Annotated in this window: 19 protein-coding genes and 1 rRNA gene; 12 read left to right on the forward strand and 8 right to left on the reverse strand. The window is 43.1% G+C overall.

Annotated features, from left to right (window positions below; genetic code table 11):
- Positions 1-26 precede the first annotated feature (26 nt).
- The 3 genes from rrf to DRB05_RS14270 all read left to right on the forward strand — a co-directional run bounded on the left by rrf (position 27) and on the right by DRB05_RS14270 (position 2,650).
- Positions 27-140 (forward strand): 5S ribosomal RNA (rrf, locus tag DRB05_RS14260).
- Between the two features lie 357 nt (positions 141-497).
- Positions 498-1,112: a trimeric intracellular cation channel family protein gene (locus tag DRB05_RS14265; protein WP_128727552.1), complete on the forward strand. Its 615-nt coding sequence runs from the start codon at positions 498-500 to the stop codon at positions 1,110-1,112.
- Positions 1,113-1,129: 17 nt separating this feature from the next.
- Positions 1,130-2,650, forward strand: a complete 1,521-nt coding sequence (locus tag DRB05_RS14270) for a YifB family Mg chelatase-like AAA ATPase (RefSeq protein ID WP_128727553.1) — start codon at positions 1,130-1,132, stop codon at positions 2,648-2,650.
- Between the two features lie 43 nt (positions 2,651-2,693).
- Here the strand turns inward: DRB05_RS14270 and DRB05_RS14275 are convergent, their stop codons facing one another.
- Together DRB05_RS14275 and DRB05_RS14280 are read right to left on the reverse strand one after the other, a co-directional pair.
- On the reverse strand, positions 2,694-3,389 hold the full coding sequence (locus DRB05_RS14275) for a response regulator transcription factor (protein ID WP_128727554.1): 696 nt from the start codon (positions 3,387-3,389) through the stop codon (positions 2,694-2,696).
- A 227-nt stretch (positions 3,390-3,616) separates the two neighbouring features.
- Positions 3,617-5,980 (reverse strand): prolyl oligopeptidase family serine peptidase, encoded by a 2,364-nt coding sequence (locus DRB05_RS14280; RefSeq protein ID WP_240036256.1) that lies wholly within the window; start codon positions 5,978-5,980, stop codon positions 3,617-3,619.
- Positions 5,981-6,235: 255 nt separating this feature from the next.
- Between DRB05_RS14280 and DRB05_RS14285 the strand changes: the two genes are divergently transcribed.
- Complete coding sequence (locus DRB05_RS14285) at positions 6,236-7,363, forward strand: hemolysin family protein (RefSeq protein ID WP_162847792.1); 1,128 nt, start codon at positions 6,236-6,238, stop codon at positions 7,361-7,363.
- Here DRB05_RS14285 and DRB05_RS14290 read toward each other — a convergent pair.
- Positions 7,347-8,555 carry an EAL domain-containing response regulator gene (locus DRB05_RS14290; RefSeq protein ID WP_102055961.1) on the reverse strand — a complete coding sequence of 403 codons (1,209 nt, stop codon included), beginning with the start codon at positions 8,553-8,555 and terminating at the stop codon, positions 7,347-7,349. The two genes, DRB05_RS14285 and DRB05_RS14290, sit on opposite strands and share 17 nt — an antisense overlap.
- Positions 8,556-8,765: 210 nt before the next feature.
- Here DRB05_RS14290 and DRB05_RS14295 point away from each other — a divergent pair, with 210 nt between their 5' ends.
- Complete coding sequence (locus DRB05_RS14295; protein ID WP_128727556.1) at positions 8,766-9,776, forward strand: site-2 protease family protein; 1,011 nt, start codon at positions 8,766-8,768, stop codon at positions 9,774-9,776.
- 30 nt (positions 9,777-9,806) lie between these two features.
- Here DRB05_RS14295 and DRB05_RS14300 read toward each other — a convergent pair whose 3' ends face one another.
- Positions 9,807-11,120 (reverse strand): TIGR00366 family protein, encoded by a 1,314-nt coding sequence (locus tag DRB05_RS14300; protein ID WP_128727557.1) that lies wholly within the window; start codon positions 11,118-11,120, stop codon positions 9,807-9,809.
- A 220-nt stretch (positions 11,121-11,340) separates the two neighbouring features.
- Here DRB05_RS14300 and DRB05_RS14305 point away from each other — a divergent pair, with 220 nt between their 5' ends.
- A complete protein-coding gene (locus DRB05_RS14305; RefSeq protein ID WP_010376621.1) occupies positions 11,341-11,568 on the forward strand; it encodes a hypothetical protein in 228 nt (75 codons plus the stop codon).
- 3 nt (positions 11,569-11,571) lie between these two features.
- Here the strand turns inward: DRB05_RS14305 and DRB05_RS14310 are convergent, their stop codons facing one another.
- A complete protein-coding gene (locus DRB05_RS14310) occupies positions 11,572-12,516 on the reverse strand; it encodes an AEC family transporter (protein ID WP_235956581.1) in 945 nt (314 codons plus the stop codon).
- A 62-nt stretch (positions 12,517-12,578) separates the two neighbouring features.
- On the opposite strand from DRB05_RS14310, the gene DRB05_RS14315 reads away from it, so the two are divergent.
- Complete coding sequence (locus tag DRB05_RS14315; RefSeq protein WP_128727558.1) at positions 12,579-12,947, forward strand: YacL family protein; 369 nt, start codon at positions 12,579-12,581, stop codon at positions 12,945-12,947.
- Between the two features lie 63 nt (positions 12,948-13,010).
- Here DRB05_RS14315 and DRB05_RS14320 read toward each other — a convergent pair whose 3' ends face one another.
- Positions 13,011-13,712 (reverse strand): 2OG-Fe(II) oxygenase, encoded by a 702-nt coding sequence (locus DRB05_RS14320; protein ID WP_088531994.1) that lies wholly within the window; start codon positions 13,710-13,712, stop codon positions 13,011-13,013.
- Between the two features lie 29 nt (positions 13,713-13,741).
- Here DRB05_RS14320 and DRB05_RS14325 point away from each other — a divergent pair, with 29 nt between their 5' ends.
- On the forward strand, positions 13,742-14,140 hold the full coding sequence (locus DRB05_RS14325) for a thioesterase family protein (RefSeq protein ID WP_128727559.1): 399 nt from the start codon (positions 13,742-13,744) through the stop codon (positions 14,138-14,140).
- On the opposite strand, the gene DRB05_RS14330 is transcribed toward DRB05_RS14325, so the two are convergent.
- Positions 14,121-15,206, reverse strand: a complete 1,086-nt coding sequence (locus tag DRB05_RS14330) for a hypothetical protein (protein WP_128727560.1) — start codon at positions 15,204-15,206, stop codon at positions 14,121-14,123. The genes DRB05_RS14325 and DRB05_RS14330 overlap by 20 nt on opposite strands.
- Positions 15,207-15,256: 50 nt before the next feature.
- Complete coding sequence (gene uvrA, locus DRB05_RS14335) at positions 15,257-18,079, reverse strand: excinuclease ABC subunit UvrA (RefSeq protein ID WP_128727561.1); 2,823 nt, start codon at positions 18,077-18,079, stop codon at positions 15,257-15,259.
- 180 nt (positions 18,080-18,259) lie between these two features.
- Here uvrA and DRB05_RS14340 point away from each other — a divergent pair, with 180 nt between their 5' ends.
- The 4 genes from DRB05_RS14340 (at position 18,260) to DRB05_RS14355 (ending at position 23,036) form a co-directional block, all read left to right on the forward strand.
- Positions 18,260-19,006: a transporter substrate-binding domain-containing protein gene (locus tag DRB05_RS14340; RefSeq protein ID WP_128727562.1), complete on the forward strand. Its 747-nt coding sequence runs from the start codon at positions 18,260-18,262 to the stop codon at positions 19,004-19,006.
- Positions 19,007-19,144: 138 nt separating this feature from the next.
- The gene (locus DRB05_RS14345; protein ID WP_128727563.1) at positions 19,145-20,512 is read left to right on the forward strand and encodes an MFS transporter; all 1,368 of its coding nucleotides are present in this window, start codon (positions 19,145-19,147) and stop codon (positions 20,510-20,512) included.
- A gap of 17 nt (positions 20,513-20,529) precedes the next feature.
- Positions 20,530-21,183 carry a single-stranded DNA-binding protein gene (ssb, locus tag DRB05_RS14350; protein ID WP_128727564.1) on the forward strand — a complete coding sequence of 218 codons (654 nt, stop codon included), beginning with the start codon at positions 20,530-20,532 and terminating at the stop codon, positions 21,181-21,183.
- Between the two features lie 266 nt (positions 21,184-21,449).
- Positions 21,450-23,036, forward strand: a complete 1,587-nt coding sequence (locus tag DRB05_RS14355; RefSeq protein ID WP_128727565.1) for an EAL domain-containing protein — start codon at positions 21,450-21,452, stop codon at positions 23,034-23,036.
- Positions 23,037-23,053 lie beyond the last annotated feature (17 nt).

Genomic DNA, 23,053 nt, shown 5'->3' on the forward strand with positions numbered 1-23,053 from the left:
GGATACTTCATTAATGAACAGAATTTCCTGATGACCATAGCGTTTTGGAACCACCTGACCCCATGCCGAACTCAGAAGTGAAACAAAACAGCGTCGATGATAGTGTGGGCTTCCCATGTGAAAGTAGAACATCGTCAGGGCCAAATAAAAGAAACCCGTTGCAGCAATGCGACGGGTTTTTTGCTATGTGGGGCATAGAGATTTGAGATATAAAACCTCGCGAGGTAAACTCGCTCCTACCACAGCATCAGCACTGACCAGCGTGGTCGGAGGTGGTTTACCCACCGAGCTGTTGGGCTCCCCAAACAAAGAGAGTAAAACATCCTAGTTCGTAGCGAGCCAGGGCCTTATTAAAGGTCGATTAACAGCATTCATCCTAAATATTTTATAAAGACACTTTACTTAGGACATTGAAAACTGTAAATGTTGGCGATCCCACTACCTTTTGTGTGAGATCTTCGTTATGATTTTGCTTTTGTTTCACAACTAATTACGAAATGTCGGAACTCTATCATTGGTTTGATCTCTTGGGGGTTATGGTTTTTGCGATCTCTGGAACCTTAATCGCGCATAGTAAACATATGGATGGCTTTGGTGTGATTGTCCTTGCGACTGTAACTGGTATCGGGGGGGGAACATTACGAGACTTGATTTTGGATCAACCTGTTTTTTGGCTTCATGATACTAGCTATATTTACGCTATTTTATTTGCTGTCGCTGTGAGTATATGGTGGTTAAATCGGCATCAAAATATTCCAAGAACTGTACTGCAGGTTGCTGATGCCATTGGACTTGCTTTTTTCGCCGTAATGGGTGTACAAAAGGCTTTAAGTATTGGAATGCCTGATACTACAGCTGTGATCATGGGTGTATTGACTGGGTGTTTTGGTGGGGTCATTAGAGACGTATTAGCCCGAGAGATCCCTCTTCTTCTAAAAGGAGAGTTATACGCGATCACCTGTATTTTTGGTGGGGTAGTCTATACTCAAGCAATTAAATTGGGCATGGCAACGGAATATGTAATGGTATTGTCTATGGCTGCAACCTTGTTATTGAGATTAGCGGCTATGCGATACCACTTGGTGTTACACGTATTTAAATATAAATATTAAGTAATTAGGAGACATGGATGTCTTTAGCAAGAGTTTTCACTCGGGCACAAGTTGGTATTACCGCACCTGAGGTAATTGTTGAGGTACACCTTAGCAACGGTTTACCTGCCTTTAGTATTGTTGGATTACCCGAAACCTCAGTTAAAGAAGCCAAAGAACGCGTCCGTAGTGCGCTTGTTAATGCTGGCTTTTTATTTCCAGAACAGCGTATCACAGTAAACTTAGCACCAGCAGATCTACCCAAAGAAGGGGGGCGCTTTGACTTTGCAATCGCACTAGGTGTTCTCGTTGCATCAGGACAGTTAGATAGCCATGCTATTGCTGATAAAGAATTTTATGGTGAGCTTGCGTTAAATGGTGAACTGAGGACGGTCACTGCCATTTTGCCATCTGTTATTGCAGCAGCGAAGATGGGGCGAACTGCTTACCTACCAATTAGTAACGATGCAGTTGCGAGCCTTGCCGCTGATGCCAATCGTGTTGCTATAAGCTGCTTACGTACAGCATGGTTAGGTTTAAGCGGCCAGCAATCACTTATGTTTAATCAACTCTACCCAGACGATTTAAATATACAAGCTTCAGGTGGGAGCTTGCTGGATATGGCTGAGGTGAAGGGACAAGAGGGGGCGAAGCGAGTACTAGAAATAGCTGCGGCAGGTGGACATAACGTTTTATTTCTGGGTCCTCCTGGCACTGGAAAATCGATGCTTGCTCAGCGCCTACCCACGATAATGCCATTAATGACGGATAATCAGGCGCTAGAAACAGCTTCTATCTATTCCATACTCGGAAAAACAATCAGTCAGTCGAACTGGAAAACAAGGCCTTTTAGAGCTCCACATCATACTTGCTCTGCGGTAGCCTTGGTTGGAGGCTCGTCGAACCCTAAGCCAGGTGAGATATCACTGTCAAATAATGGTGTTCTATTTTTGGACGAATTACCAGAGTTTGATAGGAAGGTGCTGGACTCATTACGTGAACCGATGGAAACGGGCATGGTAACGATTTCGCGCGCAGCTCGGCAAGTTGATTACCCTGCAAACTTTCAACTGATCGCAGCATTAAATCCCAGCCCTACAGGTTGTTACACTGATAAAAGAGCGTCTCCAGATCAAGTATTGCGCTATTTGGCTAAGATTTCAGGTCCATTTTTAGACCGAATAGATCTACAGGTAGAATTACCTCGTCTAAAAACAGAAGAGCTACAATCCCAGAGCGATGGAGAGTCTAGCACGACAATAAGGGCTAGGGTGGAGCAGGCTTATAAAGCAGCTTTAGCACGTCAGGGAAAATGTAACGATCAACTGAGTGTAAAAGAGCTAAATCATATCTGCTATCTTGCTGATGCTGAACGCTTATTTCTAGCAAAGGCTGCAGAAAAACTAAAGCTATCACCACGTTCATATCATCGAATAATCAAGGTTGCACGTACCATAGCGGATCTGAGCTCGACACCTAATATTAGCTTATCACATTTAAAGGAAGCACTTAGTTATCGCGCGCTGGAGAGGTTATTAGCTCAGTTAACACAGTATTAGCTAACAGCATTTCAATAGATAGGGAGTGTATTATTGGTAAAGGTTAAGCCGACAACATATAGCCTTTACCACGAACCGTCACAATGCGTTTTTGCTCTTTTTCATCGCCGAGTTTTTTGCGTAGTCGGCCAACTAATACATCAACCGTTCTGTCACTTGGGCTCCAATCAGGTTGCCCAATGTCTTCTGAAATACGCTCTCTGGATGTTGCCCTTCCTGCATTAGAAATAAGACAAATTAATACTTTATGCTCTGCTTCGGTAAGTCGAGATTCAATACCATGTTGATTAATTAAGGTACGATTATCAGGATGTAGTTTAAAGTCAGCATATTCGATAAACTCTTCCGATTCATCGTCTTTATTACCAACTAAACGTTTGTATAAGGCACGCATACGCAGTTCAAGCTCAAGCGTATCAACAGGCTTACAGACGTAGTCATCAGCACCTTGCGCAAGGCCCGCTATTCTATCGGCCTGAGAGTCCCGGCTGGAAAGCATGATCACTCCGAGATCCGATAAGGTATTAATTTCTTTTGCGAGCTGTAGGCCATCAGTGGCGGGTAACACAACATCAACAATGGCAAGTACAAATGGGTTTTGGGTTTGAGATTGAATAAGCTCAAGTGCAGTAGCACCCGTATTGTCTACAGTGATACTAAACTCAGTATTTTCAAAGTGACTACACAGCCGCTTTGCTAAGAGTTCATCATCTTCAACTAATAAAACCTTTATGCTCATGTTTTCACTGTTAATTGTTGTTTAATTGTCGTTAATATAACACTCAGAGATCGCTGCTTGGAAGTGTATGAAACGATTTCTTACAACTCTATATCTGGCACGTTAACCTGACAGTCTAGTTCGATCAAGAGGGAACTTAATTTTATTGTTAAATTATATACAATGATATGTTTGATTGCTGCTTCACTAAACAAAAAAAGGCGACACAGAGTGCCGCCTAGCGTTGATTACTTACCGTATAGATGTTCCCACCACTGTGGCTCTTGCTTTAAATGTTTGTCGAAATAAGCCAGCATGGTGTTCCACCAATGGAAACGCTGGTCACGAGCCAAAATTTGGTGATCTGCGCCTTTGTATTCGACCAATTCAACATCTTGGCCAAGGATCTTCAAGGCGGTATACATATTATGGCTTTCACCTGGCGGCACATTGGTATCTGCGTCGCCATGAATTAACAGTAATGGTGTTGTTACTTTGTCCGCATTGAATACCGGGCTATGCTGTGAGTAAAGTGCTGGGTTGTTCCAGGGAAAACTTCCTTTTGAAGCCTCGCCAGAATACAAGTAACCCCACCAGCCTTGGCCCCAGTATGAGGTAATATTAGAAATACCAGCATGTGAGATAGAAGCTGAGAACAAATCAGTTTTTGTTGTTAGCAGCATAGTCATGAAGCCGCCATAAGAAGCACCTAAATTACCTAAACGCTTATCATCAACGAAAGGGTAGGCTTTCACAAACTCTTTGGTACCCATGATGATATCATTAGCAGTGTGTTCACCCCAAGCATTGACGTGCTCTGCTGAGAATTTCTGACCGAAACCCGTCGCACCGGTTGGTTGCAAGACATAAACCACATAGCCTTTTGCTGCCCATAAGTTAAAGGGGTAACGCCCTGTAAAGCCACGAGTCACTGGAGAAGTGCCGCCGTAGTAATAAACAAGTGCTGGGTATTTTTTAGCTTTGTCTAAATCGTGTGGTAGATACACACGGCCTTTAATCTCCACGCCTTCAGTATTAGTAAAATTAAACTCTTCGAGATTGGCAATTTCCGCATTCTGGTATGCGATATTTGTTGAGTCCCAGAGCGTGTCAGCTCGCTTATCTGAGGCAGACATGGTTTTTAACTGCTGTGGAGTTGATGCCGTAGTTCCTGTGAATAAGATCTCTGGATTACGTTCACTAGACACTGAATAATTTGCGACAACATCCAGTCCGGTATTTAAGCGTTTGAAAGTAGATTTACTTTCGTCGAAAAAGAAAAGCTGTTGACGATCTTGGTCAGTCGCTTTCAGTACCACATCGCCATTATTGAGTACGGTAAAGCTGCCTATGGCTGGATCAAAGTTTTTACTCAGTGCTTTTACATTGTTGCCTTTGCGATCTATCCAATAAAGTTGACCATCATAGTTATTCGCGAGCATACCTTCAGGTAAGTTGCGCCCCGCACCTTCAGCAAAATCAGGACCTGCAGTTACATAAATACCATTTTTAGTGTATTGAGCACCACTAAATGTACGGTATTGGCCAATGACATTTTGCTGATTGTTTGATAGATCGATTTCTACCAACTCCGTCAGCATGTGAGGTGGTTGCGCATAGTCTTGCTTATTACGCGTTGCTAAAACCGTGTTTGCTTGTGCGTCAAAGTCGGCCAAGCTGTGGCTTTGTGCGCCAACGGTCACAGGATTAAGTAGCCCACTTTTGATATCGAGTAAGAAGATTTGCGATTGAGTGCGGGCATATGACCATCTATCTTCTAATCCTTGATAATGTTTAGTCAGTTTGCCTTCTTCTTTGCCGCTGTTGGTCCACGCAAAAATAAGCGTATCATTATCAAAAAACTCGATACTATTTGCGCCATTGAGCTTAGTAGCAACTTGAGTACGTTTAAAGGTTTTTACATCAAGGGTGTAAGCTTTATTATCTTTTAAATAAGTGAGCTTGCTGCTGTCATCACGCCATGCAAAGCTATTTGCACTCATACCATCGAAACTGTAAAGCATGTCACCATCTTCATTATATAAAGCAGTTTCGGTGATTGCTGAGTTGCCTTTTTCATCATCGTAGTGGCGTACGGTAGAAATGTAATATTCGCCGTTAGGTGAAAGTGAGATAGCACTCACTGTTGGAGCATCAAACAACTGCTTTGCAGACAGCGCTTTGGTTTGTTTTTCTGTCAGCGTGATAATGTCATGCGCTGCTTCACCTTCAAAGCTAAGATCAACCTTATTCCAGTCATTTACCTGCTCGGCGATAACGAGGATTTGATGATCGCCCTTGACTACATCAAGCTGAACTTCTTTAACACCTGAGACCGGCTCTCCATTTAGAAATACTTTGGCTTTCTCGATGCCCTCAAGCTTGAGTTTGCCAGAGACAAAACGTTGAGTAGTGAAATTAAATTTCAGAGCCTGCAGTCCAGGTATCGTTAATTGAGATACTTTATTCAGTGCTTGCCATTTGCTTTCATTATTGAATAGCGTTACCTGTTTGGCGTCTTGTTGTAATGATGGTAGCAGGTTTTCAATAATTGCATCACGATGAGCTGTATCCGCTGGCTTTATTGTTGATTCGCCTGCGATGGGACCCAAAAATTGTATTTTTGATTCGTCTAATGGGCTTGCTGAAAGTTGTGCTGAGACTGCGTAAATAGTAGAGTAACGGCTGTACGTAGTTTCATTTATGTGCGCCTATTGTAGGTAATTATACGATAAAACTATATCATAGTATTTTGAACTGGTTGTATTGCTGCGATAGACGTCCTAAATTTAATAGTCTGTGTTGAAGAGCAAAGCAACGAATGTGTTTAAGTAATGTTTTAGCGTTGAATTAAGAGGAGAATTTACTTGGTTTTTTTATTAACCTACATGTTTTTGGCAATAGCGATCTCTTTTATCTGTTCAGTGATGGAAGCGGTGCTGCTCAGTATTACGCCAAGTCATATAGGGATCTTAAAGCAAGAAAACGATGCATTAGCGTCGCGAGTTCAGCGCCTAAAAGACAATATCGATCAGCCTTTATCGGCTATCTTAACGTTAAATACAGTTGCACATACTGCCGGTGCGGCAGGTGTTGGAGCGCAAGCTGCAGTGGTATTTTCAGATGCAGCTGTCGGTATTGCGTCGGCAGTGATGACACTGCTGGTGTTGGTTCTATCAGAAATCATTCCGAAGACCTTGGGAGCGACTTATTGGCGCGGACTAACGCCGATTGTTTCAAGCGCGTTGATATGGTTAGTTCGAATTTTAAAGCCATTTGTGTGGATGTCGGATCAGTTAACAAAAGTGATAGGCCGTAAAGAAGATGAGGCTCACTATATTCGTCAAGAAATCGAAGCGATGGCGGAAATAGGCTCTGAAGCTGGTGCACTGCATCAGGACGAGACTGAAACCATTCGTAGTTTATTACGTTTTCGTCATGCCAAACTAGAAAGCATCATGACACCGAGAACGGTGTTATTTAAGGTGCATAAAGATATGACAGTGCACGAGTATTTGTCTGAACATGGCTCGGTTGCTTTTTCTCGGGTGTTGGTATTTGATAAAAATACAGACGACATCATCGGCTTTGTACATAAGAATGACATTATGCTTGCTTATCATAGGCTTGGAGAAGACTATAAAATTGGTAAGCTATCGCGACCTCTTTACACCGTACCAGAAACGCTAGCTGCGCCAGAGCTATTCAAAGCGTTACTGGCAAAGCGTCTACACATTGCGCTTGTTATTGATGAATATGGCGATGTACAAGGTATAGTGACATTAGAAGATTTGCTTGAATCATTAATGGGAATGGATATTGTTGATGAGCGAGAGCAAACTACCAATATGCAGGCAGCAGCTAAGCAAAAGTGGCGAGAGCGCGTAGATAATCATGATAATTTGATTGAAGACAGTGACGAAGCTGGAGAAACGCCTGAAGCACAAAGCGACGGAGAGGAAACACCCTCTCCAGAGGTTAAGGGTTCGAATTAATCATACGCTGCCAAGAGTGTATCCACCCTACTAGGTCTGTTAGTGGTTTAGGTTTACTGATTAAAAAGCCCTGCATTAACAGGCTATGCTTGTAGCGGTCAAGGTATTGTAGCTCTTCAATCCGCTCTATACCTTCAGCTACTATGTCTAACTGTTGATTTTGTGCGATGTCGATTAAGCTGTCGATAAGTACCTGTGAAAAGCGATCGGACTCCACATGGGTTATCAAAGAGCGGTCGATTTTGATCTCGGTAAACGGCAAAGACTTTAATTGCTGAATATTGGTAAATCCAGTACCAAAATCGTCTAAAGAAATATCAAATCCCCGGATCCGTAACCGGTTCATTGTTTCCAGTTGAATAGACTGATTCATCGGTTGGTTTTCAGTAATTTCTAAAATGATATCACTAGGCTTTAAACGGTTTATTTCTAGAATAAGTGCCAGTTTATCTGGGCAGCTCAGATCATTTAATTGCACAGGCGATAAATTAAAGGCCATTTTAATCGGATAATTAAGCTCAGACTTGATTGCTTTGAATTCATCCGTCGCCTTTTCAAAAAGCTGGAAAGTAATGATGTTGATTAGATCTGTATCTTCGGCTACGCCAATGAAATGGTCAGGTAAAATGACCTGCTCGGTATTTTTAGACACAATACGGGCTAGCACTTCGACACTTTTTATCTTTTTGTCACCACGGTGAACCTTTGGTTGATAGTAAGGTGTAATTTCGTTGTGACTAATGGCATGCAAAAGATCGCTTTCGGTCACCTTTTCAATGCGGCTACGTTTTACAGTGGTATATGTCTCCATTTTTTTGAGCATGCGCTCGACATCAACCAATTGTACGGGCTTGGAAATATTGCCGATAAGATGTGCATTGGACTGTCTGGCAAGGTTGGTTGCTAGATCAATAATCTTCTCGTCCATTTCGGAAATAATAATAATGCCGCCAGAGAACCTTAGCTCTCCCAGTTGGCGAATAAACTCCATGCCATCCATTTCGGGCATATTGAGATCTGTAAAAATGGCGTCAAATTGATGAGGAGTCTGCCGTATTTTTTCTACAGCGTTTACCGCACTTGAGCAGGTTGTGACATGCTCAATGCCAAGCTCAGTCATAATAGCTTGCATTACAACTAGGATCGCGGGTGAATCATCTACTACCATTATCCGATGTTTTGCTAATGACATTAATAATTCCTTCGTATACCTTACCTCCTTAAAGTCTAGTACAAATAATTTAAAGTGCTCAAATCTCAAAACGCTTTAAAAGGTGATTTTTACTCAATTTGAAGCGCAATAATGACACTTTACCTGCATTTTTCTAATTCAGATTTCGGCAGCACTTTATGAGGCGGACGCTTTTAGCGATAATGCCCCAAATGACCTTTGGATCTGAATATGAATAGAGTCGAGCTTTCGCTAGCGGACAAAGCGGTATCTATCTTTTTTAACCAACAACAAGTAGTACAGCTTTTTGTCGAGCAGCAAGCGATTACCTTTGAAGAGCAACATAATGGCATTTTAGCGACCATTGATGGACAAGCACTGGCGGTAAATACAGAGCAGTTACCTCAGGGGTTACTTGGGATTGCAGTAAATGGAGCTGAACTTCAGTGGCTTGAAGTGAGCACTGAAACACCTAAAGAAAAACGCAGCTTATTTGGTTTGGCGGCATTGGGCTTAAAGTTATTTAAAAGTGCCAAAGTGGTTAAAGCTGCCTTGGCTGGCGCGTCCGTGGCAGGGTACGCATGGCTATTTTCTTGGCAGTTTGCGCTTATGCTTGTGGCTTGCTTAGTCGTTCATGAATATGGCCACGTCCGCGCTATGCGCTATTTTGGGATTAAAACAAAAGGCATCTATTTGATCCCTTTCGTTGGTGGACTGGCTGTAAGTGACGATAAGATCACGACCCGCTGGCAAGATGTAGTTATTTCGTTGATGGGACCGGCATTTGGGTTGATAACCTCAATCCTTGGAGTGGTGTTATATTACGCGACAGAGATGGAAATCTTTGCTGGTGTTGCAGTATTAAGTGCACTGTTGAACTTATTCAATTTACTACCCATTTTGCCGTTAGATGGTGGGCATGTTCTAAAAAGCATAAGCTTTTCAATGCGCTCTTGGGTGGGGTTATTGGCGTGTATGGCTGGGGTATTATTCGGCCTTTGGATAAGTTACACCTTTGGCTTAATCCTACTGGTAATATTCATTTTGATTGGTAGTTTTGAAATCCTGATCGAGTGGCGTGGCCGTAATTACAGTCACTTATTACCCCTAGACCGATATGGGCAAGTGGTCAGCGCCATTATGTATATAGTTGTTATTACAGGTCATGTTGCGGTGATGATGCATTTTGCTGATTCAGAGAATCCAATCCTAAGCTTACCAATGAAAATTTTATCAAGTTAACCTGTGTAAGAAGGTGCATTACGCACCTTCTTACAGGGGCAGCAACAATAAAGTTGCGATAATTACACCTGTTACCAGCAATTGTATTAGGCAAAACCCCATAATATCTTTGGCTTTAAGGCCTGCAATTGCAAGTACCGGGAGTGCCCAAAATGGCTGGATCAGGTTAGTCCAAGCATCACCCCAAGCAACTGCCATCGCGACTCTGGCTATGTCTGCATTAAGCGCTTCTGCTGCGGGAATAATAATTGGTGCTTGTACTGCCCATTGGCCGCCACCTGAAGGCACAAATATATTTACAAAGCCTGCACTTAAAAAGCTCCACAGCGGTAATGTCCATTGACTGCTAATAGAAACAAATCCTTGAGATATTTGTTGCGCTAGTCCTGTTTCGACCATGATAGCCATGATCCCAGCATAAAAAGGAAACTGGATCACGATACCGGCACCACCTTGAATTGCTTGCTGTAGACTATTAAGAATATTTGCAGGGGTTTTGTGTAGCAGCATGGCTAAGAACAAAAACAGGGCTATGACGATATTCAATGTCAATGTGCCTGCATTTAAAATAAAGTAAAAGCCCAAGTAGCTAAGACCGAGTGCTCCTCCTAACATACCAAGCCATGAAGCATTTTCTAATTTTGCAGCCGGAGTATCGCGGTTACTGATATCATTACTTTGTTCAATGAGCTTTTCTTTATCAACAATAACTGCGTCATCATCTTTGGGCAGCATCAGTTTATTTATAAGTGGTAAAACGATAAAAATACTGAGTACGATGAGCAGGTTAAATGATGCAAAGATTGTCTCTGAAGTGGTAATAATACCGATGCTCTTTTCACTAAAGTGGCCCGGGGTTGCGATAGTCAGAGGGACTGAGCCTGATAGGCCTGCGTGCCAAACAACAAAACCAGAGTAAGCACTAGCCACTAACAAGCGATAATCGACTTTCACTTTTCGAGCGATGGCCTTTGCAAACAAAGCCCCGACTACTAAGCCAAATCCCCAATTTAGCCAGCTGGCGCTCATCGCAACAAAGGTGGTGAGTATAATTGCTTGAGAGGGAGTTTTAGCTAGGCCTGCGATACGGTCTAGCGCTTTTGCTATTGGAGGGGTAACGGCAAGCATGTGACCACATAACAAAACTAACAACATCTGCATCGCAAAAGTAAGTAGCTTCCAAAAACCATTACCCCATGCCTCAAGCACCATGACAGGCGTTGCCGGCGTAAACAATGTGGCGAGTACCATCACCAAAAAAGTGAGTAAAAGTACAATCACAAATGGATCGGGTAGATACTTGTCGACTAATTTTGTTAGTGGGGTGGTAAACTTGCCAAGCATAAGACATCCTGTTTTCATTATTATTTTATGTAAATCAAAGTGATTGAATTACGCATAATAATATAGCTAAACTTTAAGCTAAAAGTTAGTGGTTTAGGCTAACTTATAGTGAACAGAAAATAATGAGTTTCATTGGTTTCTTTTAAAATCAAAGTGTTAGGGTTGGCATGAAATCTGATATATTAAAAAGAAAGACTTTAAGTAACTAAGAGAGGTAACCATGTCTGGACAAGGTTCTGGTGGTAATGTAATTGCAGCGATTTGTAACGTCTTTTTCCCTGGCCTTGGTCAGTTGGTTCAAGGTCGTATATTGGCGGCTTTAATCTTCGCAATTGTTGTTGTAGGTGGATATGCACTGTGGTTTTTATTGGTTCCACCCGTGATTGCAGCCGTTTTCCATTTATGGGCTATTATTGATGCTGCTAAGTATACGCCGCCTAGGTATTAACGGTTATACCAAAAAGTATAACCAACCAGTCAGGCTGAACATACTCAGCACAGTAGACAGCACAACGGTAGCCGCAAGCGTTGCTTGTTGGCTGTCGAGTTGTCTAGCAACAAGATAGGCATTAACGCCCAAAGGAGAGGCACTCATTAAAGTCACTACCTGAACTTGTTGAGTTGCCAACCCTAAATAAGTGGCAAAGAGATAAACCAATCCCGGCAGTAGCATCAGTTTTACTGCACTTAGCCATATTGCACCGTGTAATTTACCTCGTACGCCATACTGTACCAAGCTCGCACCTAAAATAAATAGCGCCCCAGGAATGGCGGGTTTTGCCAACCAACTAAAGCTTTCAAGTATTAAGCTTGGTAGTTTTAACCCAGCAACGTTTAATATCAAACCACCCGAAATACTTATCACTATTGGATTTAGCAGCAGGGGTTTGACAATATCCACCTTATTTTTGTGCCTTGCTGCCAGTAAAAATGTCATAAAAAACAGCATCGCACTATGGAATGTAATAATCATAAATACCATGGCAGCGGCTTGCTCACCGAGTGCCATTAAGATAATCGGTAATCCGACTAACACGGTATTAGAGTAGGTGCCACTTAATGCCAATGCTGCGCTGTCTGCTTTTGAACGATGTTGTGCCTTGAAAAGAAATAGGTATAAGCTTACATAAGTCAGAGCGACTGGAAGATAAAAGGATAATAACAATGAGCCCGTCGCGAGGCTTTCCAGATCTGCTTGCACCATACTGCTAAATAACAGCACAGGAATACATAAATTAAAGATAAAAGTACGCAAGCCATCAAGCTGATTGATGGCAATAAAGCCTATCTTTGCACTCAAAAACCCAGAAATAACGATAAAAATGAGAGGAAATAAGATCTCAACAGGCGACATGCGTTGACCAACAATCGAGTGGTTAAAAGGTAATTCTATCAATGAATGCTTAGCGGACGCTACTTAGGTATAATAAAACAAGGTAATTTAGTTAAGAAGTAAAGATGGAATACCAGTTTATTCGTGACCCACTTTCTGGGTTTCGAGCTCGCTTAAATGACGAGCATGCGTTGATAGGTCGGTGGCTGAGCGAAGAGCTTGCACATGAGCGTATTGTCAGCTTGCTGATACAGCTTGAAAACCTACCAAATCAAAAAGAAGAGCTTGTGTTGGCTGGAAAAGAGATCCGCGCCACGTTCACGCCGCAAGAAGCATTATTTGAAAGCCACGCTCTGTTTCATGAAAGTGATGACATAGCGCAGTACCAAGAAGACGCACTGGCTTTAGATGAGTCGGGTATGATGGCGGTGTGTGGCTATGAAGACTTTTTACCCATGTTGATAGAGTGGGCTGAATTTACCAAAGCTAAATAAGTTCTGTGGGGGCTGTTGATCTTACATGCTTGAGTTCAACAGCCCCTGAATTATAGAGATAGCTTATTTGGGCGTTCCATAGAGTTGCTCTGCTCTATTAAATAACACCCATGAAGTGAGTATATACTTATCATTAGAAACTGGAATGTTGCCTCTATGTGTATGTGTAAAATACCCTGGCGCTATCACCATAGAGCCTTTTACTGGGGCAATTTTACGCTGCTGATAATAAAACTCAGTCTCGCCACCTTCCTCGACATCGTTAAGGTAGAACATAAATAACAGCACTCGGTGTAAGGCTTCATTATGGTCATGTTGAGGGTAGACTTCGCTATGCCAATAGGGATAGCCGCCTTTATTTATTTGATAGCGCTGGGCTTGGATAGCACCCAAACGAAACAGCTGCTGAGCAAGGACCGGGAGTTGTGGCTTGCCGACTTCTTCAAAGTTATCCACAGTGAGGTCGACAGGCTCACCAGTTTTGGGGTGATACACTTTAAGTCCAAATGCACCGATGATCATAAAGAAATGTTCTTCAAGGTATTCAAATAAGTGCTTTGCCGTAACTTGTTGAATGTGCTGTAACTGTTTGGCATAGTCAGGATAGGAATTTAAATAAAGATCGTGACTGACTTTTTTACTCAAGTCGACACCACCAGACGTAGTCCCCTGTTTTAAATGTGGGCTTTGATCGAAGGTCTTTACGAATTCATCGCAAAAGTCTGAACTGAGTGCGTTATCGTAAACGCGAATAAAATCACTCATGTTTTTCCCTAGTTTTTATTGGAGTTATTATGCTGTCTGAAAAGCTTATGCCGCGTTTTTGTGATACAGACGTGCTTGGACATATCAACAATACCGTACTCCCAGTGTGGTTTGAAGCCGCGCGCACACCTATTTTCAAAATATTTACACCAGATTTAAATCCAAAAGAGTGGAAATTGATTGTTGCCAAAGTCGAAGTCACCTTTAAAGGGGAGCTGTTTTATGGTCAGGAAGTCGAAATAAAAACGGCTGTTGAACATATTGGCAACAGCTCATTTGTCATTTTGCAGCAGGCTTGGCAGCATGGAGAGTGCTGTGCTGAAGGTAAAACTATAATGGTGCGATACGACTTTGCGGTTAAGCAACCTCAACCGCTGAGTCAGCAAGAGCGCGATGCGCTAGGTACTTTTATGGTTTCTGCGGTTTAAACTGATGACCAATTGCCGCTGAAATACAAGGTTTTACTGTATAAGTGAAACCATATTCTGCGGTGTTATCCGGCATGATCTCCAAGATCTCATAATCGTTTAATTCAACAATATTACTGCCTTTGCTGTGCTCGCAACGTGAGTTTCCGTCAGATTCAAAGCGAAAGATAAAGTAAGCCAATATTTGGTTAAGTACATCGTTATAGTTTTTGCCTTGCTCGTGCAAATCTGGATTGGGATCGTTATTAATAGATACCGTTAACGACTCCGGCTCATCTGCAGTGGACTGTGCTTTATCTTGTCGCGGAGTATCGCCGCTCGTGTTGGCCACTTGAGGTTGAGTTTCCGATGCTCCTTCGTTTTCTTCTGCAGAGCGCGATTCTTTCGCGTTGGCTTGGAAAGAAATCCCGGTCTCATCTACTTTGAAATCAGAAGAAAACTCAGTAAATGCGGTTGAAGCCCCGGATTTAGCGATGCCGAGCACCAAGAAAGCCAGTAAAACAAAACACATGATCAGCCTGATTATTGCTGTTGTCGCCGGATAGCGATAGTGACTCTGATGCCAAAAAGGCTTTATACGTAATGGTTTAAGTAAGAAAAGCACCACGACGTAGCACGTCATTAATAGTTGCGCGAGAATTAATAAAAAGGTGCTGGTAATAAAAAACCAAGTAGGTAACGACAGCAACACACTCAAATTATGTGTGTAAGGGAAGTTATCTGTGCTGACCCCAGTTAAATCGTTGATACGGCCATCAGCTTGAACTAACACAAAATTAGCGATAAAGGCGTAAAATAACAGTATCAGTGCTTTACCTGGTACACTTTCCCAAAAGATCATGATCCTTGGCCAGAATTCATAGCATAGCGCTGTTACTGTGGTTATTAATATCAAAAAAGCGATAAAGTGATTATCTTCAGGCTCACTTAAGCTGAACATGAAAATAACAAAGCTGACCAAATAATAGCGTTGAGCTATCGTTAGGCTTTGCCAAAATTGGCCGATGGAAAAGCGCAGTCTTGCTAGGTACGCGGTTAAGTTTTTTGGCGCGAGAAGTTGGTGCATAATAAATGAATTTGTAATTATTATGCACCAATAATAGAGACTTTTAGAAATTAAGACAACAAGGGCTTAAGGTACTTACCTGTATGCGAAGCCGCGAAGTCTGCCACCGTTTCAGGCGTACCTGAGACGAGTATTTGACCACCTCCAGCTCCTCCCTCTGGACCTAAGTCTACAATCCAGTCTGCGGTTTTGATGACATCTAGATTATGCTCGATAACCAACACCGTATTACCATGATCGCGCAGACGATGTAATACCGCGAGTAGCTGCTGAATATCATGGAAGTGCAGACCTGTGGTTGGCTCATCGAGGATGTAAAGTGTTTTACCGGTATCTCGTTTTGATAACTCACGAGCGAGCTTAACACGCTGCGCTTCACCACCGGACAAAGTTGTGGCGGCTTGCCCTAAGCGAATGTAGGAAAGGCCAACGTCCATTAAAGTTTGAAGTTTGCGATTGATAGCGGGAATTTTATCAAAAAATTCTCGAGCGTCCTCAACGGTCATTTCCAACACTTCGTGGATATTTTTACCTTTATACAGCACTTCTAGTGTTTCACGGTTATAGCGCTTACCAGTACAGACATCACAAGGAACGTAGACATCCGGTAGGAAGTGCATTTCTACTTTGATAACGCCATCGCCTTGGCAGGCCTCACAGCGACCACCCTTAACATTAAAACTAAAGCGGCCAACCTTATAACCGCGTGAACGCGATTCTTGTGTTCCTGCAAATAATTCGCGGATAGCAGTAAAGATCCCGGTGTAAGTTGCTGGGTTCGAACGTGGTGTGCGACCGATTGGACTTTGATCAATATCGATAACTTTATCGAAGTGATCTAGCCCATGAATTGACTCATATGGTGCAGCTTCTTGCGTTGTTGCACCGTTTAATTCCTGATGAGCAAGCTTGAATAGGGTGTCATTAATGAGGGTAGACTTACCTGAACCAGATACCCCTGTTATGCAAGTCATTAGACCAACTGGTACTTTTAAATCGACACTTTTTAGGTTGTTGCCCGTTGCGCCTTTAAGCTCAAGCCACTTGTCATCACATTGATGACGTTGCGTTGGAACGTCAATGCGTTTTTCGCCACTGAGATATTGCCCTGTTAATGAGTCTTTGCTTTGCATTATCTCATCGCGAGTTCCCTCTGCGACGACATAGCCACCGTGCACGCCGGCGCCTGGGCCTATATCTATGATGTGATCGGCTGCACGAATGGCATCTTCGTCGTGTTCTACCACAATCACGGTGTTGCCAAGATCTCTTAAGTGCGTGAGTGTTTTAAGTAAACGGTCGTTATCGCGTTGATGTAGACCAATTGAAGGCTCATCCAGTACGTACATTACCCCCACGAGACCTGCGCCAATTTGGCTTGCAAGACGGATCCGCTGAGCTTCACCGCCAGATAAAGTATCAGCACTACGCTCCAAAGAAAGGTAGTTTAGGCCAACATTGATCAAAAATGATAAACGATCGCGGATCTCTTTGAGTATTTTGTCCGCAATTTGGGCTTTTTGGCCAGTGAGTGCTAAGTCGATAAAAAATTGACTGGCTTCGCCGATACTCATCGTTGTTACGGTTGGCAGGTTAGTCGAGCCGATAAACACATGGCGAGCTTCTTCGCGCAGTCGTGAGCCATGACAACTTGGACACGCTTGGCTGGTTTGATATTTGGCAAGCTCTTCTCTTACTGAACTTGACTCCGTTTCCCGATAACGGCGATTCATGTTGTTTAATACGCCTTCGAACTCGTGATTGCGGGTGATAAGATCGCCTCTGTCATTACGATACTTAAACGCGATTTTAGTTTTGCCTGAGCCTTCTAAAACCACTTTTTGAAATTTACTCGGCAGATCCTGAAATGGCGTTTCTAAGTCAAATCCATATTGCTCGGCAACCGAACTTAGCATCTGAAAATAGTAAAAACTGCGTTTATCCCACCCTTTGATTGCACCGCCAGACAAGCTTAGTTCTGGGTTTTGCACTACACGTTTGGGATCAAAATACTGCATTACCCCTAAACCATCACAGCTTTGGCACGCACCTGCTGGGTTATTGAAAGAAAACAATCGCGGTTCAAGTTCGCTCATGGCATAGCCACAAGTTGGACAGGCAAAGTTGGCCGAAAAGATCAGTTCGTCAGCGTCGCTATCATCCATATAGGCGATTTGCGCAATGCCATCAGCTAAATCAAGCGCGGTTTCAAAAGATTCGGCTAACCGTTGCTCAAGTCCTGCTTTGACTTTAAAACGATCCACCACGACTTCTATGGTATGTTTTTTCTGTAATTCTAGCGTTGGAGGATCTGAGAGATCGCATACCTCGCCATCGATACGCGCACGAATAAAACCTTGGCTTGCAAGCTCTTCTAACAGTTTTACGTGTTCACCTTTACGGTTTTTCACCACCGGTGCAAGTAGCATAAGTTTGCTACCCTCTGGTAGTGCCAATACAGTATCAACCATTTGGCTGATAGTTTGTGCGGCTAACGGTAAATCATGCGTAGGGCATCTCGGTTCACCCACTCGAGCAAAGAGTAATCTTAAATAGTCGTATATTTCGGTAATGGTTCCTACGGTTGAGCGTGGGTTGTGAGAAGTCGACTTCTGCTCAATGGAAATCGCGGGAGACAAGCCCTCAATGTGATCCACATCTGGTTTTTCCATCAGCGATAAAAACTGCCTCGCGTACGCAGACAAAGACTCAACATAACGACGCTGGCCTTCTGCGTATAAGGTGTCAAATGCTAAAGACGACTTCCCTGAGCCAGAAAGACCCGTGATCACTATCAACTTGTCTCTTGGAATAGTGAGTGAAATGTCTTTTAAATTGTGGGTGCGGGCACCCCTAACTTCTATTTTATCCATACGACCCTTGTGTTTTTTCGTGCGCTGTACTGAGTACGCGATACTAATCCACTAAATTGAAACCTGGATCAGTCAAAGCATGATGTGAAGTGAACAGATTACCGCATCCCGAATACAAAATTAAGTTATCTCTGCTAAACGAACTAAACTTATTAAACCGATCAACTTGGGATATTGATTTTGTATCGACTTTTATTGCTTATGGTGCTGCTTTGCCAAAACAGCTTCGCTTGTGAGCTGGTGGTGCGGTTTGAGAATTATGCGGCGCAGTCTAAATTAAATGACAACCTTGTTTGGCACGGTATGGACGTTGATTTCGCAAAAGCCTTGTTAGATGAAGCTGGGTGTAGTTATCGCTTCGTAAGTATTCCTTGGGGTCGGGCGCTGAAGCTATTAGAGGAGGGCGATATCGATCTTATTTTGAGTGTTACAAAAACACCAGTACGAGAACAGTTTGCCTATTTTATTGGTCCTCAACGAATGGAAACCATTGTTTTTGCAATGAATTCAGGCGAACCTCACCAGCTTGACTCACTTGAGTCGTTATTCCATCTGTCAAAGCCCATCGCTATTCAGCGTAATGCTTATTATGGTGAAGCATTTACAGCTCGTCTTGCGCGTCGTGTCGACAGTGAAACGCAATTTATCTATGTACCAGACAATCAGGTGAAACTGAATTTGCTCAAAAAGGGACGGATTGCAGGGTTTTTAGAAGAAAAATTCAACATCCTGTATCAAAATAAAAATAACCCTGATTTTGAAAAGTTTGCTATTAGTCCGTTGGTTATTAACGAAAGCCCAGTATATTTTGCTTTTAGCAAGGCACGCACAACGAGCGAGCGTTTGCAGCGGTTGAGTCAAGCATTTGAACGGGTAAAACGTAGCGGGAAGTTAGAGCAGATCACGGTTAAGTACGACGTTCATTAGCGTTTTTTCTTTCGGAGCAAGCCGCTCAAATTCATGATGTTAATAACCGCATTGCAAAGATCCGCTCGCGCTAGTGTAAGTTAAGAAAAGAGTTTGTTAAACTTGCGCGTGATTTTCGATAGTGATGAATACCGCCTTATGTCTAATGACTCTTTAAACCCGACAGAAAAACGCGCCGCGATTTCTCTTGCTGGTGTTTTCGCTTTCCGCATGCTCGGTTTGTTCATGCTGATGCCTGTGTTGGCTGTTTATGGCCAATCTTTACAGGATGTTTCACCATTGTGGATTGGTTTGGCGATTGGTGCTTATGGTTTGACTCAAGCCGTGCTACAGATCCCTATGGGTTGGTTGTCTGATAAGTTCGGCCGTAAGCCAATTATTATAGGTGGTTTACTGGTGTTTGCCTTGGGGTCCGTTATTGCAGCCTTAGCGGATTCAATCTATTGGGTAACGTTTGGTCGAGCGCTACAGGGCATGGGTGCTATTGCAAGCGCTTTACTTGCACTTGCCGCAGATTTGAGCCGCGACGAGCAGCGTCCTAAAGTAATGGCGGTCATCGGCATGTGCATTGGTATGAGCTTTGCTGTGGCCATGTTATTAGGACCAATGATTGCGGCGTCTTTTGGTATCGCGGGAATTTTCTGGCTTACTGCAGTATTAGCGATTGTAGGTATTGCTATCATCACTTTTATGGTACCAAATGCGGTAAATAAAGCGCCAAAAGGCGACACAATTGCAAGCTTTGCAGATATTCGTCGCTTGGTTAAAAACCCACAGTTACTGAGACTTGATCTGGGTGTGTTGCTATTACATTTGACGTTGACTACGATTTTTGTAGCCTTGCCAGGTCAGTTAATCCGTGATGGCCTTGCTGCAGACAGACACTGGCAACTTTATATTCCAGTATTCTTACTCGCCTTCATTTTGATGGCACCGATGATGATAGTGGCGATCCGCAAACAAAAAGAAAAGCAGACATTCTTGCTGTCTATTGCAATGCTAGTGGTAAGCTCAGTTACCTTGTATTGTTTTGTAGATTCACTTTGGGTGATCGCAGCTGCTATGTTGGTCTATTTTATTGCCTTTAACTTTCTTGAAGCAACTATGCCTGCGCTGGTTTCTCGCATAGCTCCAGCAAATCAAAAAGGCTCGGCGATGGGAGTGTTTTCATCAGGCCAGTTTCTAGGTGCATTTATAGGCGGTGCTTTGGGTGGTATCTTGGCACAAAATTTTGCGGTCGATACGATATTTGCCGCAACGGCTATTATTGGGGTAATATGGTTTGTTATCGCTTGGGGTATGCAAGTGCCACCTAAGAGCAAAGCGATCAGCTTAGTTTCTGCTGTAGAAAATGAGCAACAGGCGACGGAATTAGCAGACCAACTGGTTTCATTACCTGGGGTACTTGAGGCCACGGTAGTAAGAGATGAGAATCGTAGCTACCTAAAAGTAGATGATAAAATTTTTGATTTGAAGCAAGCCAAGCAAGTGCTGGGCTTGTCATAGTGTGAGGAGACAATGCCATGGCACGTGGTGTTAATAAAGTAATTTTGGTAGGTAATCTGGGCCAAGATCCTGAAGTTCGCTATATGCCAAACGGTAACGGCGTGGCTAACATCAGCATTGCAACTACGGATAGCTGGAAAGATAAAAACACCGGTCAATTGCAAGAGCGCACAGAATGGCACCGCGTGGTGTTGTTTGGCAAACTTGCGGAAGTTGCAGGTGAGTATTTAAGAAAAGGCTCGCAGGTGTACATTGAAGGTCGTCTACAGACTCGTAAGTGGACAGATCAAAGCGGCCAAGAAAAGTATACAACGGAAATCGTTGTGGACATGGGTGGTCAAATGCAAATGCTAGGTGGCCGTGGCGAGCAGCAAAGTCAAGGTGGTGGCCAGTACCAAGGTGGTCAACAGCAGCAAAATAATTATGGCCAGCAAAGCTATAATCAAGCGCCTCAGCAGCAATATTCGCAGCCACAGCAAAGCCAGTCAAACCAACAGCAAGGTGGATTCGCACCACAGCAATCGCAACAGAATTCACAGCAGTCTTCTGGATTTGGCGGTCAGTCTCAAGGTGGTTTTGCACCACAACAGAACCAAAACAACGGTCAATCAGGCGGAAGCTCAAACCCTATGGAGCCGCCAATTGATTTTGATGATGATATTCCCTTCTGATCCGTACTAAAGAGTGGTATAGCGTTTAAGGAAACCCTAGCATTATGCTGGGGTTTTTGTTTTTTATTGGCTTACATTATCTCTAAGTAAGTTGCGATAAGTTGGCTTAGATGAAGCTTAACCTCATGTACGATCAATGAACTTAACGCATTTCTAGTTTTGGCTCAGTTGCTTAACCTTTCTGTACAATTTAAAGCCGCATTTTGCTTGAGTTTTGCATTATTTTGAACAACACTTCAGTTATCTTTTCACGCAATAAAAATATTATGCCAACTCAGCTGTTAGATGGATTTAGTCGTCAGTACCGAAAAAAGCTAGTCGCGGTAAGTTTGGCGGTGTTGTTGTGTTTAAATTTTCTTTTTAGTCATTTATTACACCTTCAGGTTCACACCCAAGGAGAGGAGGCTGCGGCTGAAATTACCCAGCTATCAACTGAAGCCTTTGCTGCGGGAGCAAGTGAAATAGCTACGAGGTATGGTTTTTCGTTGTTACCTGTTGCGAATGCAGAAGAACACCAATTTGCTGCGAATGACCAAACCGTTACCTTATATCATGAATCTATATGGATAAGTCATGGTTTCATATTGATATTTTTTAACTTGTTGTCAATTGGACTCGTGTTATTCGTACATCGGTGGTGGTTTTTATATGGTAAGGCGGCATATAGCTCAAATGAGCAAAAACCAGTGGCGTTGCCAGCTCCGCCTTCTGAAAGGCAATATGCGTTATTTGCTTTAGTCCATTGGCAGTGTAGCACGCCCAAAGAAGTTGACTTGCAACTACACTTTCAGCTTGCGCTGGTTAAAGGCGCTGGAGAGTTTGGGACGGTAGCGGTTAAATATCTTGCTTCGGGAGCACTAGCAGTGACAGTCAAGCAAGTAGGAGCGACTAAAGGTATGGATTTGACAAAGCAAATTCATGAAATCGTATACAGAGTGCTGCTAGAGTTTCGGGGGGATTTGTCACGCAGTAAAGTCAAGCTCGGCGCTTGTTTTTATCAGGAGAGTAAACAGCAAACACAGGTTTATCAAAGCGCTAAATCAGCGCTCTCAATCGCGCAAAATCAAGTGTGGCAACATACCCATTTAGTTCATCTTACAGAGTTATTGGCAAAACGTCTTAATGAAGACGGTGAGGCTTTGCTTAGTTACCTCAAAGTTGGGCAGTTTTCACTATTCTTCCAGCCGTTGTTCGACTTTTTAGCCGAAGATGTAATTGTAAGCGAAGCGCTATTGAGGATAACTCACAAAGAAATGGGGAGAATTTCGGCCAAGCAGGTGATGCAACACCTTTATACCCCAGAGCAATTTCAGTTTCTTGATAGAGCGATAGTGAAGCAGGTGTTGTCTGTTTATGAGCAGGAAAGGAATTTTGGTAAAGTAAGTATTAACTTACATATTTCGAGTTGGGTGGATAATCAGTTTATTGATTGGCTAGAGGGGCAGCTCATTGCGTCTCATAGTGGTGCGGCAATCGGGTTTGAACTTAGCATTGAAGAGGTCTACCAACATGGAGAGCGATTGTTGACCGCTTTTGATAGGTTGAACCGACTTGGGTGCGATATTTATTTGGATAACGTTACGCAGGCTCTGACGCTAGGGCGCTCACCGCTTGTCGAGTTGGTAAAAGCCATCAAACTCAGCTATGAGCTAGTGCACGGCATTGAAAAGTCTGCCTACCGTAAACGCACAGTAAAGCAAATCGTCGCTCAAGCGAGAAGCTTGGGTATCCCAGTATATGCAGTGGGGATTGAAACCGTTGCTGAACTGAGTTGCATCAAAGGGCTTGGAGTGAAAGGGGCTCAAGGGCATTATTTCTCCGCACCATTACAACAACTCGCTGATATTCACTAAAATGCTAATCGCATGAG

Source organism: Pseudoalteromonas sp. A757 (assembly GCF_004103285.1).
Lineage (GTDB): Bacteria > Pseudomonadota > Gammaproteobacteria > Enterobacterales > Alteromonadaceae > Pseudoalteromonas > Pseudoalteromonas galatheae.